Origin of the sequence: Methanobrevibacter sp. (genome assembly GCF_045126245.1) — an archaeon.
Taxonomy (GTDB): domain Archaea; phylum Methanobacteriota; class Methanobacteria; order Methanobacteriales; family Methanobacteriaceae; genus Methanocatella.
The window spans coordinates 1-14,432 of the sequence record NZ_JBGVOG010000100.1 but is presented as its reverse complement, the minus strand read 5'-3'; the positions used below and the strand labels follow the sequence as shown (position 1 = coordinate 14,432).

General features: G+C 36.3%; 16 protein-coding genes and 5 tRNA genes. 17 read left to right on the top strand and 4 right to left on the bottom strand.

The window, feature by feature from the left end:
- The coding region (locus tag ACJMLZ_RS07545; RefSeq protein ID WP_405305010.1) for a peptidylprolyl isomerase at nt 1-534 on the top strand (534 nt) is incomplete at its 5' end.
- A gap of 48 nt (nt 535-582) precedes the next feature.
- On the opposite strand, the gene ACJMLZ_RS07540 is transcribed toward ACJMLZ_RS07545, so the two are convergent.
- A complete protein-coding gene (locus tag ACJMLZ_RS07540; RefSeq protein WP_405305009.1) occupies nt 583-1,074 on the bottom strand; it encodes a fumarate hydratase C-terminal domain-containing protein in 492 nt (163 codons plus the stop codon).
- A 126-nt stretch (nt 1,075-1,200) separates the two neighbouring features.
- Between ACJMLZ_RS07540 and ACJMLZ_RS07535 the strand changes: the two genes are divergently transcribed.
- Genes ACJMLZ_RS07535 through ACJMLZ_RS07510 form a run of 6 tightly spaced genes read left to right on the top strand, consistent with a single transcriptional unit; the run spans nt 1,201 to nt 5,798 of the window.
- A complete protein-coding gene (locus ACJMLZ_RS07535) occupies nt 1,201-1,464 on the top strand; it encodes a ferredoxin family protein (RefSeq protein WP_405305008.1) in 264 nt (87 codons plus the stop codon).
- 2 nt (nt 1,465-1,466) lie between these two features.
- On the top strand, nt 1,467-2,585 hold the full coding sequence (locus ACJMLZ_RS07530; RefSeq protein ID WP_405305007.1) for a 2-oxoacid:acceptor oxidoreductase subunit alpha: 1,119 nt from the start codon (nt 1,467-1,469) through the stop codon (nt 2,583-2,585).
- Between the two features lies 1 nt (nt 2,586).
- Nucleotides 2,587-3,450: a 2-oxoacid:ferredoxin oxidoreductase subunit beta gene (locus ACJMLZ_RS07525; protein WP_405305006.1), complete on the top strand. Its 864-nt coding sequence runs from the start codon at nt 2,587-2,589 to the stop codon at nt 3,448-3,450.
- A 9-nt stretch (nt 3,451-3,459) separates the two neighbouring features.
- Complete coding sequence (locus ACJMLZ_RS07520) at nt 3,460-4,008, top strand: 2-oxoacid:ferredoxin oxidoreductase subunit gamma (RefSeq protein ID WP_405305005.1); 549 nt, start codon at nt 3,460-3,462, stop codon at nt 4,006-4,008.
- A gap of 8 nt (nt 4,009-4,016) precedes the next feature.
- Nucleotides 4,017-5,135 (top strand): ADP-forming succinate--CoA ligase subunit beta, encoded by a 1,119-nt coding sequence (sucC, locus tag ACJMLZ_RS07515; RefSeq protein WP_405305004.1) that lies wholly within the window; start codon nt 4,017-4,019, stop codon nt 5,133-5,135.
- Complete coding sequence (locus ACJMLZ_RS07510; protein ID WP_405305003.1) at nt 5,136-5,798, top strand: flavodoxin family protein; 663 nt, start codon at nt 5,136-5,138, stop codon at nt 5,796-5,798. It abuts the gene before it with no gap.
- Here the strand turns inward: ACJMLZ_RS07510 and twy1 are convergent.
- Nucleotides 5,773-6,690, bottom strand: a complete 918-nt coding sequence (gene twy1 / locus ACJMLZ_RS07505; RefSeq protein ID WP_405305002.1) for a 4-demethylwyosine synthase TYW1 — start codon at nt 6,688-6,690, stop codon at nt 5,773-5,775. The genes ACJMLZ_RS07510 and twy1 overlap by 26 nt on opposite strands.
- Nucleotides 6,691-6,830: 140 nt before the next feature.
- Here twy1 and tpiA point away from each other — a divergent pair, with 140 nt between their 5' ends.
- Entirely contained in the window at nt 6,831-7,499 is a 669-nt protein-coding gene (gene tpiA, locus ACJMLZ_RS07500; protein WP_405305001.1) for a triose-phosphate isomerase, read from the top strand.
- A 14-nt stretch (nt 7,500-7,513) separates the two neighbouring features.
- Nucleotides 7,514-8,734, top strand: coding sequence for a phosphoglycerate kinase (locus ACJMLZ_RS07495; protein WP_405305011.1), 1,221 nt, complete (start codon nt 7,514-7,516; stop codon nt 8,732-8,734).
- 37 nt (nt 8,735-8,771) lie between these two features.
- Here the strand turns inward: ACJMLZ_RS07495 and thiE are convergent, their stop codons facing one another.
- Nucleotides 8,772-9,392, bottom strand: a complete 621-nt coding sequence (gene thiE, locus ACJMLZ_RS07490; RefSeq protein WP_405305000.1) for a thiamine phosphate synthase — start codon at nt 9,390-9,392, stop codon at nt 8,772-8,774.
- Entirely contained in the window at nt 9,389-10,255 is an 867-nt protein-coding gene (thiM, locus tag ACJMLZ_RS07485; protein ID WP_405304999.1) for a hydroxyethylthiazole kinase, read from the bottom strand. The genes thiE and thiM overlap by 4 nt, the downstream gene beginning before the upstream one ends.
- A 116-nt stretch (nt 10,256-10,371) precedes the next feature.
- Here thiM and ACJMLZ_RS07480 point away from each other — a divergent pair.
- From ACJMLZ_RS07480 to ACJMLZ_RS07445, 8 genes are all read left to right on the top strand, one after another.
- Nucleotides 10,372-10,445: transfer RNA gene (locus tag ACJMLZ_RS07480), tRNA-Thr, on the top strand.
- 117 nt (nt 10,446-10,562) lie between these two features.
- Nucleotides 10,563-10,637, top strand: a tRNA-Pro gene (locus ACJMLZ_RS07475).
- 4 nt (nt 10,638-10,641) lie between these two features.
- Nucleotides 10,642-10,715 (top strand) — tRNA-Tyr (locus ACJMLZ_RS07470).
- 128 nt (nt 10,716-10,843) lie between these two features.
- Nucleotides 10,844-10,915 (top strand) — tRNA-Asp (locus ACJMLZ_RS07465).
- Between the two features lie 35 nt (nt 10,916-10,950).
- Nucleotides 10,951-11,024 (top strand) — tRNA-Lys (locus tag ACJMLZ_RS07460).
- Between the two features lie 43 nt (nt 11,025-11,067).
- Nucleotides 11,068-11,301, top strand: a complete 234-nt coding sequence (locus tag ACJMLZ_RS07455) for a DNA-directed RNA polymerase subunit H (RefSeq protein WP_405304998.1) — start codon at nt 11,068-11,070, stop codon at nt 11,299-11,301.
- Between the two features lie 244 nt (nt 11,302-11,545).
- On the top strand, nt 11,546-13,090 hold the full coding sequence (locus ACJMLZ_RS07450; protein WP_405304997.1) for a DNA-directed RNA polymerase subunit B'': 1,545 nt from the start codon (nt 11,546-11,548) through the stop codon (nt 13,088-13,090).
- A gap of 11 nt (nt 13,091-13,101) precedes the next feature.
- Nucleotides 13,102-14,432 (top strand): DNA-directed RNA polymerase subunit B (locus ACJMLZ_RS07445; protein WP_405304996.1); only part of this gene is annotated, 1,331 nt, incomplete at its 3' end.

Sequence of the window (14,432 nt, the reverse complement as noted above, 5' to 3'; positions counted from 1 at the left end):
GAAGAAGGAGATACCAAACATGTTGAAGTTGATTCTGATAATGCATTTGGACCAAGAGATCCTAAAATGATTCAACTAGTCCCTATGAAAGAATTCAAAAGACAAGGTATGACTCCTGTTCCAGGTATGAGAATCCAATCCGAAGGCGCTACCGGAAAAATCTTAACCGTAAACGGTGGAAGAGTAAAAGTTGATTTCAACCATGAATTAGCTGGTAAAGACTTAATCTACGATGTTGAAGTAACTGAAGTAATTGAAGATGAATCAGAAAAAATCAAAAGTATGATTGAGTTACACTACTCCAACCCTAATGTTGACATCGACAAAACTGAAATCGACATAGTTGATGGTGTTGCAAACATCAAATTAGATGAAATGGCTAAATTCGATCAACAAACTTACATGGATATTACCTTTGCTAGATTCAGAATCGCAAAAGACATTTGGGATAACATTGAAGGAATCACAAAAGTTAATTTCGTAGATGAATTCGAAAAAAGAGAAGAATCCAGTGAAGAAGAAGATGAAGAATAGACTTCATTATTTTTGAGTTATTTCAATAACTCTTTTTTATTTTTTTTATTAAATTTTTTTACCATTGTGAATGGCAACTATCCCAGGGATATTATCTACTTTTAACTTAAACATGGCTTCCATGCCTTCCCATTCAAATAAAACGCACTTTTTTTTAAGTACTTTGCTTGTCAGCAATGCTGCAACAGGTGGTGTCACAACAAAAATGGAATTGTTTTCATTCAATGCATTGGCGGTTTTGTCACTTAGCATTCCCTTTCCGATGTGAATTTTCACGCCATTTTCACTCAAAATTTGTATTGTTGATTCAATTTCTTCCTTATTGCTTGTTGTTGGGGCAATTCCCGCTTCGCTAAATGCAGTATGCATTATGATGCTTCCATTCAAGTCAAAAGGAATATTATTTTCTTTAATTAATTCAACAAGCTGTGGAAGTGCTGCGTCACGGCCGGTATAGATGGTTCCTGAAATGGTGATTTGGTCTCCTACATTCAGGTTGTTCAAATCTTCATCGGTAATTGGCGTTGTCAGATGTTTCATATTAATAGTTTAAATTTTATTTAAATAAATTTTTTTGACTCTTCTCACAAGATATTTAAATGCTTAATAACAGATATAATATATGTTCTATATTTATTTACGATAAATATATTAGGAGATTTAAAATTGATTATTATTGATGAAAATTTGTGTAAAGGATGTCATCTTTGTTTATTCATGTGCTATCAAAACGTATATGCAATATCTCCTGAAACTAATAAAAAAGGAGTTCAATTGCCTTTCGTTAAGTTTGAAGAGAGATGTACTAAATGCGGTACATGTGAAGTGGCATGTCCTGATCAAGCTATTACAGTTGACTTGATTGAGAATTGGTGGATGAAAGAAGACAACGATATTAACTTCAATCCTAATTTTACAAAGGAGAAATAAAAATGGCTGAAGAATTTTTTATTCAAGGAAATGAAGCATGTGCTAAAGGTGCAATAGCTGCAGGTTGTAGATTTTTTGCAGGTTACCCTATTACTCCTTCTACTGAAGTTGCAGAAACTTTAGCTCGCGAGTTGCCAAAAGTTGGAGGTTCATTTGTCCAAATGGAAGATGAAATCGCATCAGCTGGAGCTATTATTGGAGGTTCTTGGGGGGGAGCTAAATCAATGACTGCAACATCTGGTCCGGGTATTTCATTAATGCAGGAAAATATCGGATACGCATTTATGAGTGAAACTCCTATTGTCATTGTTGATGTTCAAAGAGGTTCTCCTTCAACCGCTCAACCAACCATGGCTGCACAAGGCGACATGATGCAAGCCCGTTGGGGTTCTCATGGAGATTATGAACCGATTGCATTGTCTCCGTCCAGTGTTCAAGAATTTTTTGATTTCACAATCAAGGCATTTAATTTAGCTGAAGAATATAGGGTTCCTGTATTCGTAATGGCGGATGAAGTTATCGGGCATATGAGAGAAAAGATTGTTGTAGAGGACAATATTGAAATTGTTGCCAGAAAAAGGCCTGAAAAAACAGAGGATTATTTGCCATTTGAAAATATTGAAAACGGAACAACTCCGATGCCTGCGTTCGGTGATGGATTTAACATACATGTAACTGGGCTTACTCACGATGAAAGAGGTTATCCGGATACCAACACTCCTGAAACCCACGATAAGCTCATTCAAAGAATTTGCGATAAGGTTTTAAATAACAGGGATAAAATCTGTTCTGTAAGGAGTGAAAACTGCGATGATGCAGACATTGTCATTGTTTCTTATGGAGCTCCTGTCAGGTCTGTGGTTGAAGCAGTAAATAAAACAGATAAAAAAGTCGGTTATGTCAAAATTGATACTCCATGGCCGTTCCCTGTTGAACAAATCCAGGAATTAACTGCAAATGCAAAGGACGTTCTTGTTGTCGAAATGAACTTGGGCCAAATGTATTATGAAGTTGACCGCGTCATTAAAGATAAAAATGTTCATTTGCTGGGTGTAATTGGCGGTTTATTGCCAACCCCTGATGAGATACTAGAGAAAATTGATGAAATAGGAGGAAACTAAAATGTCTGAAAATAAACAAAATAGATTTCTCCCTTACTTAAGAGAGGACAGATTGCCCCATATTTTCTGTCCGGGTTGTGGAAACGGAGCCATTATCAACGCATTTTTAGCAGGTATGGAAAAGGCGGAAATGGATTTTGATAATATTGCAATGGTTTCAGGTATTGGATGTTCTTCAAGAATTCCAGGTTATTTAAACTGTGATTCCCTCCATACAACTCACGGAAGGGCATTAAGTTTTGCAACAGGTCTAAAAACAGCAAATAAGGATTTGGATGTTGTTGTATTTACAGGTGATGGTGATGCGGCATCCATTGGTGGAAATCATTTGATTCATGCGGCTAGAAGAAACATTAATTTAACAGTAATCTGTATCAATAATAATATTTACGGTATGACTGGGGGTCAAATCAGCCCTACATCTCCTAAAGGTAGTTTCGGAACAACTGCGCCATATGGAAATCAGGATGCTCCATTTAAATTAGCCGAACTTGTTGCAGCGGCCGGCGCCACATATTCTGCAAGATGGACTACCGTTCAGATTGAAAACCTTGTTCTATCCATTAAAGATGGACTAAAGAATCCTGGTTTTTCATTTATTGAAGTTGCAACCCAATGTCCAACTTATTTCGGTCGTAAAAATAAATTGAAAACTCCTACTGCAATGGCTGCAGTAATGAAAGCAAATACAGTATTCAAATCTGCTGCAGACAGGATGAAACCAAAAGAACTGGAAGGTAAAATTGTTGTTGGTGAGTTTGCAAATACCCAAAGAGACGAATTCACCCAAAACATTGATAAGATTAGTGTGGAAAAATTCGGTAAGAAGACTGTTATAAATTCTGCATATGAATCTGAGTTATAGGTGGATAAAATGAGAACTGAAATTAGAATCTGTGGATTTGGAGGTCAAGGAATTATTCTTGCGGGTATCATTTTAGGTAAATCTGCAAGTCTTTTTGATGAGAAGGAAGCTGTCCAAACCCAATCTTATGGTCCTGAAGCTCGTGGTGGAGCTTCTAAATGTGAAGTTGTTATCAGTGACACTAAAGTTGACTATCCTAAAGTTGAAAGTCCTGATATTTTAGTTGCGATGTCCAACGAAGCTTTAATGAAATATATTGTGGATTTGAAAGATGAAGGGACTTTAATTGTTGATCCTGGAACAACTGATGTTGAAGACGTTAGAGAATTTATAGATGAGCATAATATTAAAGTTTATGAAGCTCCTGCAACAAAAACTGCTACCGATGAAATTGGACTTAAAATCGTAGCAAACATTGTTATGGTGGGAGCCATTACAAAAATTACTAAAGTTATATCCAAGGAAGCGGCTATCAAAGCTATTGAAGCAAGCGTTCCTAAAGGAACTGAAGAGAAAAATATTAAAGCTTTTGAAGCAGGATATGCTTTAGCGGAATAGGTGTTATAATGAGATTTTTTGAAAGCGTAGCAAAACAAATTTTTCACAAGGAAGGAATCCCAATTTTAGAAGGACATGTTGCAAATTATCCTGAAGAGGCAATGGCTATTTCTTCAGAGATGAACGTTCCTGTAGTTGTTAAAGCACAGGTTTTAACTGGTGGTAGAGGTAAAGCAGGTGGTGTCAAATTTGCAAACAATCCTGGGGAAGCTTTGAAGGTAGCTAATGAAATTTTAGGAATGGAAATTAAAGGTGAAAAGGTAAACCACCTGTTAATTGAAGAGAAAGCCGAAATCTTAAATGAATTTTTCGTAACCGTTTCAGTTGACAGAGGTGCAAGAAGGCCTGTAATTTTAGCAAGTAAAGAAGGTGGGGTTGAAATTGAAAACTTGGCAAAAACAAACCCTGAAAAAATTATCAGATACTATCCAAATCCTTTGCTTGATTTTTTACCGTACGAAGCACGTGAAGTCGCACGTAAGATGGACGTTCCATCTGAGCTAATTTCTCCTATGGGGGATATAATCTGGAAATTGTATAAGGTATTTACAAAATATGATGCTGATACCGCTGAAATCAACCCACTGGTTTTAACTCCTAATGGATTAATTGCCGCCGATGCTAAATTGGTTGTTGAAAACGATTCATTGTTTAGACATGAAGATTTAGTTGAAAGAATGAACTATAAGAAAAAAGCGGTGGACTTTGTACAATTAGATGGAGATATTGCCGTAATAGGTAATGGTGCAGGTTTAACCTTAACTGCAATGGATATGATTAAGCTCAACGGCGGCGAACCTGCCACATTCTTGGATATTGGTGGTGGAGCTTCAGAGCAGATCATTAACCAGGCTTTAAGCATAGTATTGAACTATGACCCTGTTAAGGTTGTATTCTTAAATGTTTTAGGTGGAATCACTAAAGCTGATGATGTCGCCAGGGGAGTAATCAAAGCTTTAGAGCATGCCGACCATAAAGTTCATATTGTAATCAGATTGACTGGTACCAATGAAGAGGAAGGCCAAAGGATTTTGGAAGAGGCTGGAATTCCATATGAAACTTCAATGGAAAAGGCAGCTAAAAAAGCTGTTGAGCTCTGTGAAGAACTGAAAGCAGAAGGTAAATAAATGAAGTTTTTTGCCATTAACGGTTCTCCAAGAAAGAATTGCAACACTGTTCAATTGTTAGATAAATCTTTGGAAGGCATCAAATCTGTTTTCCCGGATGCTTCAACTGAGAGGATAGATTTATATGATTTTCCATTTCATGGATGCATGAGCTGTTTTGCATGCAAAAGAATTAATGGGAGACATTATGGCAGATGCGTTCAAAAGGATGATTTAAAACCTATTCTTGATGAAATCGTTCAGGCTGATGGCATCATTTTAGGCTCGCCTATCTACTTTAGTGATGTTAGTGGAAATATGAGGTGCTTTTTGGAAAGATTCATGTTTCCCTTTGTAGCCTACAGTAAAACCGAAAGTGTGGAACATAAAAAAATGCCTTTGGCTTGCATATACACTATGAATGCTTCCGAGGAGCTTTCACACCAAATCGGATATCACAATCTCCATGACCACTTCGAAATGGGCATGAGCATGGTGTTTGCTAAACCTGAACATCTCTATGTATATGAAACATATCAATTCAAGGACTATTCGAAATATGTTTCAGATGTTTTTGACGAAAAAGAGAGAAAACATATTAGAAAAACACGTTTTCCAAAAGATTTAGAAAATGCATTTGATATTGGACGTAATGTGGCTATTCAAGCAAAACAACACGACTGATTTCAGATTCATTTACTATTTTTTTACCGCATTCATCACCTATTTTTTGAGCGAATTCTTTGACTTCGCTAAACCGCGGCATGTTGTCAAGTGTTAATCTTTCACGTGATGAGCCGACATACATATATGCCTTTACTTCTACAAAATCAGGGTCTGCCTTTTGGATTAATTTAGCATATTCCTCAGGTTTTTCCATGTTTTTTCCACGAATACATGTATTTCGTATACATGTGCGGGAGTTAAAACTGGACAATGTTTCAAGAGATTCGTTTAAATTACTCCAAGCATCGTTAATTCTAGGTCTACAGACATTATTAAATATTTTCTCATCAGGAGCATCTAATGAAAGGTATAGTTGGTATGGATCATTTTCAAGATTTCTTAGTCTGTCAACGCACTGGCCATTGCTGACTACGAATGTTGTAAACCCGCGTTTGTTAAATTCTCCAATCAGTTCATCAATTTTAGGATAAAGGGTTGGTTCGCCGGCAAGGGAAATTGCTGCGTTATTTGGATTTTTCATTTCTTCAAGTTTTTTCTTATTTGCTTTGCTGTTTCCATAAAATCCGCATAGTAAATTATTTTGAGCTTTTATGGCTTCATCGATTATGGTTTTTGGGTCATCGTATTCATCATCTTCCCAATCTGTCTGGGTATAAGTCAAATCCCTCCAACAGAATTCACATTCCTGTTGGCAGTTAGGGACTGCAGGAGACATTTGCAAACATCTGTGGGACTTGATTCCATAGAATTTTTCTTTATAACATACTCCTTTGTCAGAAATACTTTGACGTGTCCAGTGGCATGTTTTAACGGCAGCATGACCATGTTTGCCTACAAATCGATATCCGCTTTTTTCTAATTTTTCTATTTGGCTTTTGTTAAATGACATAAAATCAGTTTTATTTTTAGTTGAGCTAGTATATACATTTTTTTTAATCATTCAAATTAACTGAATTGGAGAAAAATAATCATAAATTTATTTAATATGTAAATCAAATATTTAATCATAAAAGTTTTTGTGGGATTTATATGGACACACCAATTGTGATATTAAATTATAAAACTTATTTGGAATCAAGTGGTATGAAGGCTTTGGAACTTGCACATGACTTGGAAAGCGCTGCTAATGAATCTGGAATCACTATGGTTGCAGCACCTCAGGCAGCGGATATTTATAGGATTAGTGAAGAGACATCTCTTCCAATTTTTGCCCAACACATTGACCCAATCTCTCCGGGAGGACACACAGGATCTAACTTAATCAATACCCTGATTGATGCGGGAATTAGCGGATCTTTAATTAACCATTCTGAAAATAGGATGAAATTGGCTGACATTGATGAAGTTATAAAATTGTGCAGAACCAATGAAATTGAATCTTGTGTATGTACTAATAATATCGATACTTCAAAAGCGGTGGCTGCTTTGGCGCCTGATGCTGTTGCTGTTGAACCTCCAGAATTAATTGGCACTGGCATTCCTGTATCTCAAGCGCAACCTGAAGTTGTTGAAGACACTGTAAAAGAGGTTAAAGCCATTAATAAAAATATTAAGGTTTTATGTGGTGCAGGCATTACAACCGGTGATGATATGAAAGCAGCTATGGATTTGGGTGCAGATGGAGTATTGCTGGCATCCGGAATTATTAAAGCTGAAAGTCCAAAGGATGCTTTACTTGATTTGGTGAGTAAGTTATAAAGGTTCAAAGTGAGATTATGTCTAGCAAATTTAACACAATTGATGATTTTGATGTTGAAAATAAAACTGTGCTTGTCAGAATTGATATTAATGCTCCCGTGGATCCAAGTTCCGGAATTATATTGGATGATACAAGATTAAAATTACATGCACAGACAGTTAAAGAGTTATCCAATAAAGGGGCTAAAGTAGTGCTTCTAGCACACCAAAGTCGTCCAGGAAAAAAAGATTTCACAACTTTATCCCAACATGCTGAAGCCCTATCAGATATTCTAAATTTAAGAGTAAAATACATTGATTCATTGTTTTCCAATGCTGCTAAAGAAGCTATTAAAAGTCTCAAACCCCATGAAATCTTACTGCTTGAAAATGCACGTTTCTTTTCTGAAGAAACTCTTTCAAGAAATCCCGAAGAACAATCAAAGACTTTGCTTGTAAGGCATTTATCCCCATTAATTGATTATTTTGTCAATGATGCATTTGCAGCGGCCCACAGATCTCAGGCATCATTGGTCGGTTTTACAGTAAACACCCCTTCAGCTGCGGGGCGTGTAATGGAAAAGGAATTGACCGTAATTCAAGAGGCGCTGGATAATGTGGAACATCCTTGTGTATTTTTACTTGGTGGAATGAAACCTGATGATTCCATTGACGTTATGGAAAATGTATTGAGTAATGGGACTGCGGATTCAATTTTAACAACAGGAATCGTTGGAAATATTGTTTTATGGGCTGCAGGATTTGATATTGGTCAAGTCAATAGAGATTTCATAGCCAGCAGAGGATATGAAGACATGGTTGAGAAATCCAAAGAGCTAATTGAAAGATTTGGCGATAAAGTCAAATATCCAATTGATGTGGCTTGTGAAATTAATGGTGATAGAGTAGACATTGATTCTGATGAAATTCCAAATGAATCCATTTTTGACATTGGTATCAAGACTATTGCATTTTATGCACGTGAAATCAGGGATGCAAAATACATTTTTGCAAATGGTCCTGCTGGTGTCTTTGAAGACCCTAAATTTTCAATGGGTACAGAAGATTTAATTAATGCAATGGCCACTTCTGAAGGATTTTCATTAATCGGTGGAGGACATATTGCGGCCGCTACTGCAGGACTTGGTTTGGAAGACCATATGAGTCACTTGAGTAGTGGTGGTGGAGCTTGTATCAGCATGCTTGCAGGTAAAGAATTGGCTGCTGTGGAAGCTTTAAAAAATTGTAAAAAATAATTTTTATTTTTTATATTCTTTTTTTAAAATAAGAAAATTAGCTATTAAATATTTTTAATAGCTTTTCAGATGATTTTTTGGGATTATCAGAACTCATTATTGCACTGACAACGGATAATCCTGCGATTCCAGTATCTGTTAGTTCATGTGCATTTTCCAAATTGATGCCTCCAATGGCAACAACAGGAATACTTATGGAATCGACAATTTCTTTTAATTCTTCTTTTGTAACGGAAGGAGCATCATCCTTGGTTGCTGTTGGAAACACAGCACCTGTTCCAATGTAATCAGCACCATCAATTTCAGCTTTTTTCGCTTCATCGATTGTGGCCGCTGAGATGCCCAAAATCTTATCGGATCCGATTAATCTTCTTGTAACATCACAAGGCAGGTCAGATTGCCCAACATGAACTCCATCTGCATCAATGGCCAATGCGATATCCACCCTGTCATTAATGATTAATGGAATGTTGTATTTTGTGGTAATCTCCTTGACCTTTAAAGCCAGATTATAAAAATCCAATGTGTCCGCAGTTTTTTCTCTAATCTGCACTACACTAACTCCTCCTTTGATTGCTTCTTCAATGGTATTGAGGAATTTTTCTACATCGTCACTGTTGTCCGTTACCAAATAAAGGGATAAATCTATCTTGTTCATAATATCTTGATGTTTGATTCATTGACTAGGCTTTCTGCATTGGTTTTGTAAAGGTAGTCAATTAGATATGCTCTAAATGAGCCTGTTCCTTCATCTTTTTCTTCTACTTTTGCTCTTGCTTTTTCACCTGCAAGATTCATTGCAAGAATCGCAAGCAAACTTCCTTCTAATGGGCTGGACCCCCCAACACAGCTACCTACAATGGAAGATAACATACATCCGCTGCCTGTAATCAGAGGCATCATGTCATCGCCATTGTCAATGGCTATTGTGGTTTCGCCATCACTTAAGATGTCTATGGGGCCACTGGCAAGGATTGTTGTGTCCAACATATTTGCAACTTCTCTTATTATTTCTCCGTTTGCTGCAAGATTCTCTTCAGTGATTATGTCATCAATATTCACGTCAACTCCTTTTGCAGCATTATTCTCATCAATAACTCCAATTAATTTGGCTATTGCTTTAATTTCACTAATGTTTCCACGGATTGCCTCAATTTTATAATTATTTATTAAATCTAATGTTGTTTTGTTTCTGAGGGTTGTCACACCAACTCCAACGGGATCGAGCACGATTGGAGTATCCGTATCGTTTGCAACTTTGGCACTGACATTCATGGAGTTTATCTGTTCTTTGCTTAATTTTCCGATATTTATTACTAAGGCATCCGCTATTGTCACTACCTCTTCAAGTTCTTCTGCATCTTCTGCCATGAAGGGTGATCCGCCGATTGCAAGAACTGCATTTGCGCAGTCATTTATTGTCACTGAATTTGTTATACAGTGGGTTAATGGATTTTTTGTTTTGATTTTAGTTAATGTTTCTTCCATTTTTCCCAATAACTCTTTTTCATTATTTGTCATGATTATTAATTATAAATGATGTTGTATTTAAATATTTTACATGATTTTTGTGTTTTATAGTAAAGTATTTAAAGTACTTTTAACATATTTTACATTGTTCTATAATATAGAGCTAAGCCTCGGTGGCTCAGTCTGGTAGAGCGCGAGACTTGTAATCTCGTGGTCGCGGGTTCAATTCCCGTCCGGGGCTTTTAATTTATGTTTTTATATTTGTTTTTTTGATGGAATTTTATAGATTATAGTAAAACTTATATATAAGAATACATAGATTATTATTAGTATCTTATCTACATACATATTTGTATGTGGGTCCGTAGGGTAGCTTGGTCGATCCTTTGGGCTTTGGGAGCCTGAGACTCCGGTTCAAATCCGGGCGGACCCATTTACCCGCCTTAGCTCAATTTGGCAGAGCGTTGGACTGTAGATCCAAATGTTGCTGGTTCAAGTCCGGCAGGCGGGATTTCATTATCTATTTATTTGTTGTCATATGTCATTTTTTAGGAAAAACTTTGATTTTTCCAAAACATTTATATATGATTAAATTTATAGTATTGATAGTACATTACATGATACTGTTTAAGTGTTTCTGCCCTGGTGGTGTAGGGGCTATCATGTGGGCCTGTCGAGCCCGCGACTCGGGTTCAAATCCCGGCCAGGGCGCTTCAAATGCTAAATAGTATGTGTATAAGTCATATAGGCCTGTAGCTCAGTCTGGCAGAGCGCCTGGCTTTTAACCAGGCGGCCGCGGGTTCAATTCCCGTCAGGCCTGTTTCTAATTTTATATTTTAACTTTTCTATCTGGAGGAAAAAATTTGAAAATTGATATCCAAGAACATATGCTAGTACCAACACATGAAATCATGTCCGAAGATGAGATAGCTGATGAATTTAGTGATGTCGAGTATGATTTTAAAAATCTTCCTAAAATTAAATCTGAAGATCCGGTAGTTAAGGCTATCGGTGCTAAACCGGGGGATGTTTTAAGGATTACTCGTGAAAGTCAGACTGCTGGTGTGTTTGTTACATATAGGATAGTAGAGGATTAATCTTTTAATATAATTTTAGAGTAGTGAAATTTAATTATATAATTTCTGTGTTTTTTTGTTTTTTAGAAATTCATTATAATAAATTTAACTTAGTTTGAGAGGAATTATCTTATAGGAGATAGTTATGAGTAAATTAAGAATAATGATTAAATGAATTAATTGTTAGGTTTTCACCTAATCTCAATGTTTATTTTTATTTAGTTAATTATTTTTATTGCGTTTACGTAAATGCTGGAGGAAGTCCATGACAGAGAACAATTGGAAATTAGTTGATGCATTTTTCGATAAATATGATTTAGTGGATCACCACATTAAATCATATAATGACTTTGTAAATAATAGGATTCAAAATATTATTGATATTACCGATCCTATTACATTAGATGATGGAAAATACACTTTAAAAACTGGTAAAGTTCGTATTGAGAAACCATCTAATAAAGAAGCAGATGGGTCAAGCAGTATCATTGACCCGACTGAAGCTAGACTTAGAAATTTAAATTATTCCGCAGATATGTATCTTGAAATGGCATTAAATGAAGAAGGTGAAGATAATCCTTTAGAAGAGGTATACATAGGTGAATTGCCTGTAATGCTTAAATCAGATATTTGCCATCTTAACGGTCTTACTGCTGAAGAATTAATTGAAAAACATGAAGACCCTCAAGATTTAGGAGGTTACTTCATTGTAAACGGTTCTGAAAGGGCTGTTGTTACAATGGAAGAAATCGCTCCGAACAAAATCATTCTTGAACGTTTGGATGAGGTTGAAGACAGACATGCCAAAGCTGTTGTTACTTCAATCAAAAGTGGTTTTAGAGCAAGAATTACTTTAGAATATAAAAAACCACGTAAAAATGGAGTATTTTTAAGAATTTCTTTCCCATACCTTCCTGGAGAAATTCCACTTGTGATTTTGCTGAGGGCACTTGGATTGGCAACAGACCAAGAAATCATCGAAGCGATTTCTGATGATAACAACTTCCAAATGATGGTTGCGGATGATATTCAGGTTTCACTTGATTCTTTGAAATTAGACCAGAATGAAATGGATAGCATGACTCCTGAAGAAAGAAGAGAATACATGCAAGATGCTGCCATCAGATATATAGGTAACAGAGTAGCTAAGAACATGCCTAATGATTACCGTACCAAACGTGCTACCGACGTAATCAACCGTTATTTATTGCCTCATATGGGAGTTGAGCAAGAAAGATGTTATGATAAGGCTATTTACTTGGCTGAAATGACTGAAATGTTATTAGAAGTTATTGAACAAAAAAGAGAACCTCATGACAAAGACCATTATACTAACAAAAGACTCAGAGTATCTGGGGATTTAATGGAAGATTTATTCAGAGTGGCTTTCACTAATTTAACCAGAGATATGAGTTATCAACTTGAAAGAAGTCTTTCTCGTGGAAAAGAACTTTCAATTAAACAAGCTGTTCGTAGTGATGTTTTAACTGAAAATATTAAGCATGCTATTGCTACCGGTAATTGGGTAGGTGGAAGAGCTGGTGTTAGTCAGTTATTAGATAGAACAAGTTACATGGGTACCCTTTCTCATTTAAGACGTGTTGTATCTCCGTTAACTAGAAGCCAACCTCACTTTGAAGCAAGAGATTTACATCCAACTCAATTTGGTAAAATATGTCCAAACGAAACTCCTGAGGGACCTAACTGTGGTTTGGTAAAGAATTTAGCGTTGATGTGTAATATTTCTGAAGGTTCTGATGAACAAGAAATTATAGATGTTATTGAAAGTATGGATGTATTGATTGAATAGGGGGAAATTTTTTGCAAAAGTGTAAAATTTATATAAACGGTGAACTTCTCGGGGCTTGTGAAAATCCTGTTGAGTTTACTCAAGAAATGAGAGAAAAAAGAAGAAATGGTGAAATCTCCCATGAAATGAATATTACTTATTATGAAGATAATAATGAAATTTACATATTTAATGATCCAGGTAGAGCAAGAAGGCCATTAATCATTGTTAAAGATGGAATTCCTCTTCTTAAAGAAGAACATTTAGATAAAGTAGCTAAAGGAAAATTGAAATGGGATGATTTGATAGAAAGCGGCCTCATTGAGTACTTGGATGCTGAGGAAGAAGAAAATTCCTACATTGCAATGTCTTTAGCAGATTTGGACGCTGAAGATGATGAGCACACTCACTTGGAAATTGACCCGGCCACTATGCTTGGAATTTGTGCCGGAATTATTCCATTCTCTGATCACAACTCCTCTCCAAGGAATACTATGGAAGCGGGAATGACAAAACAGGCTTTAGGTTTATATGTTTCAAACTATGCGTTACGTACTGATACCAGAGCACACCTATTGCATCATCCGCAAACTCCAATTGTTAAAACACGTATTATCGATTCAACTAATTATGATTTAAGACCATCCGGTCAAAACTTTGTTGTGGCTTTAATGTCTTATGAAGGATATAACATGGAAGATGCAATGGTCATCAACAAAGGAGCTCTTGAAAGAGGTTTGGCCAGGTCTTCTTTCTTCAGAGCATATGATACTTCAGAAAAGAGATATGCTGGTGGACAAGTAGACAAATTTGAAGTGCCTGATAAGAACATTAAAGGATACCGTTCCGAAGAGGCTTACAGAAACCTCGATGATGACGGTGTTGTAAACCCAGAATCCGAAGTCAAATCCGGTGATGTATTGATAGGTAAAACTTCACCACCAAGATTTTTAGAAGAGGACTTCGGTACTGTTGCTGATAGGAGAAGAGAGACTTCCGTAACTGTAAGACATGGTGAAAAAGGTATTGTTGATGCAGTTCTTTTATCAGAAACTGTTGAAGGTTCAAGATTAGCAAAAATTAGAGTAAGAGATACAAGACAACCTGAATTTGGTGACAAATTTGCGTCAAGACACGGTCAGAAAGGGGTTGTTGGTTTAATATTATCTCCTGAAGATATTCCATTCACTGAATTCGGTGTTGTACCGGATTTGATAGTTAATCCTCACGCGATTCCATCCAGGATGTCCATTGGACAAGTGCTTGAGATGGTTGCAGGTAAAGCAGGATGTCTTGAAGGTGAAAGAGTTGATGCAACTCCATTCAACCAAGATTTGGAAGTTGAAATCAAACAGCAACTTCT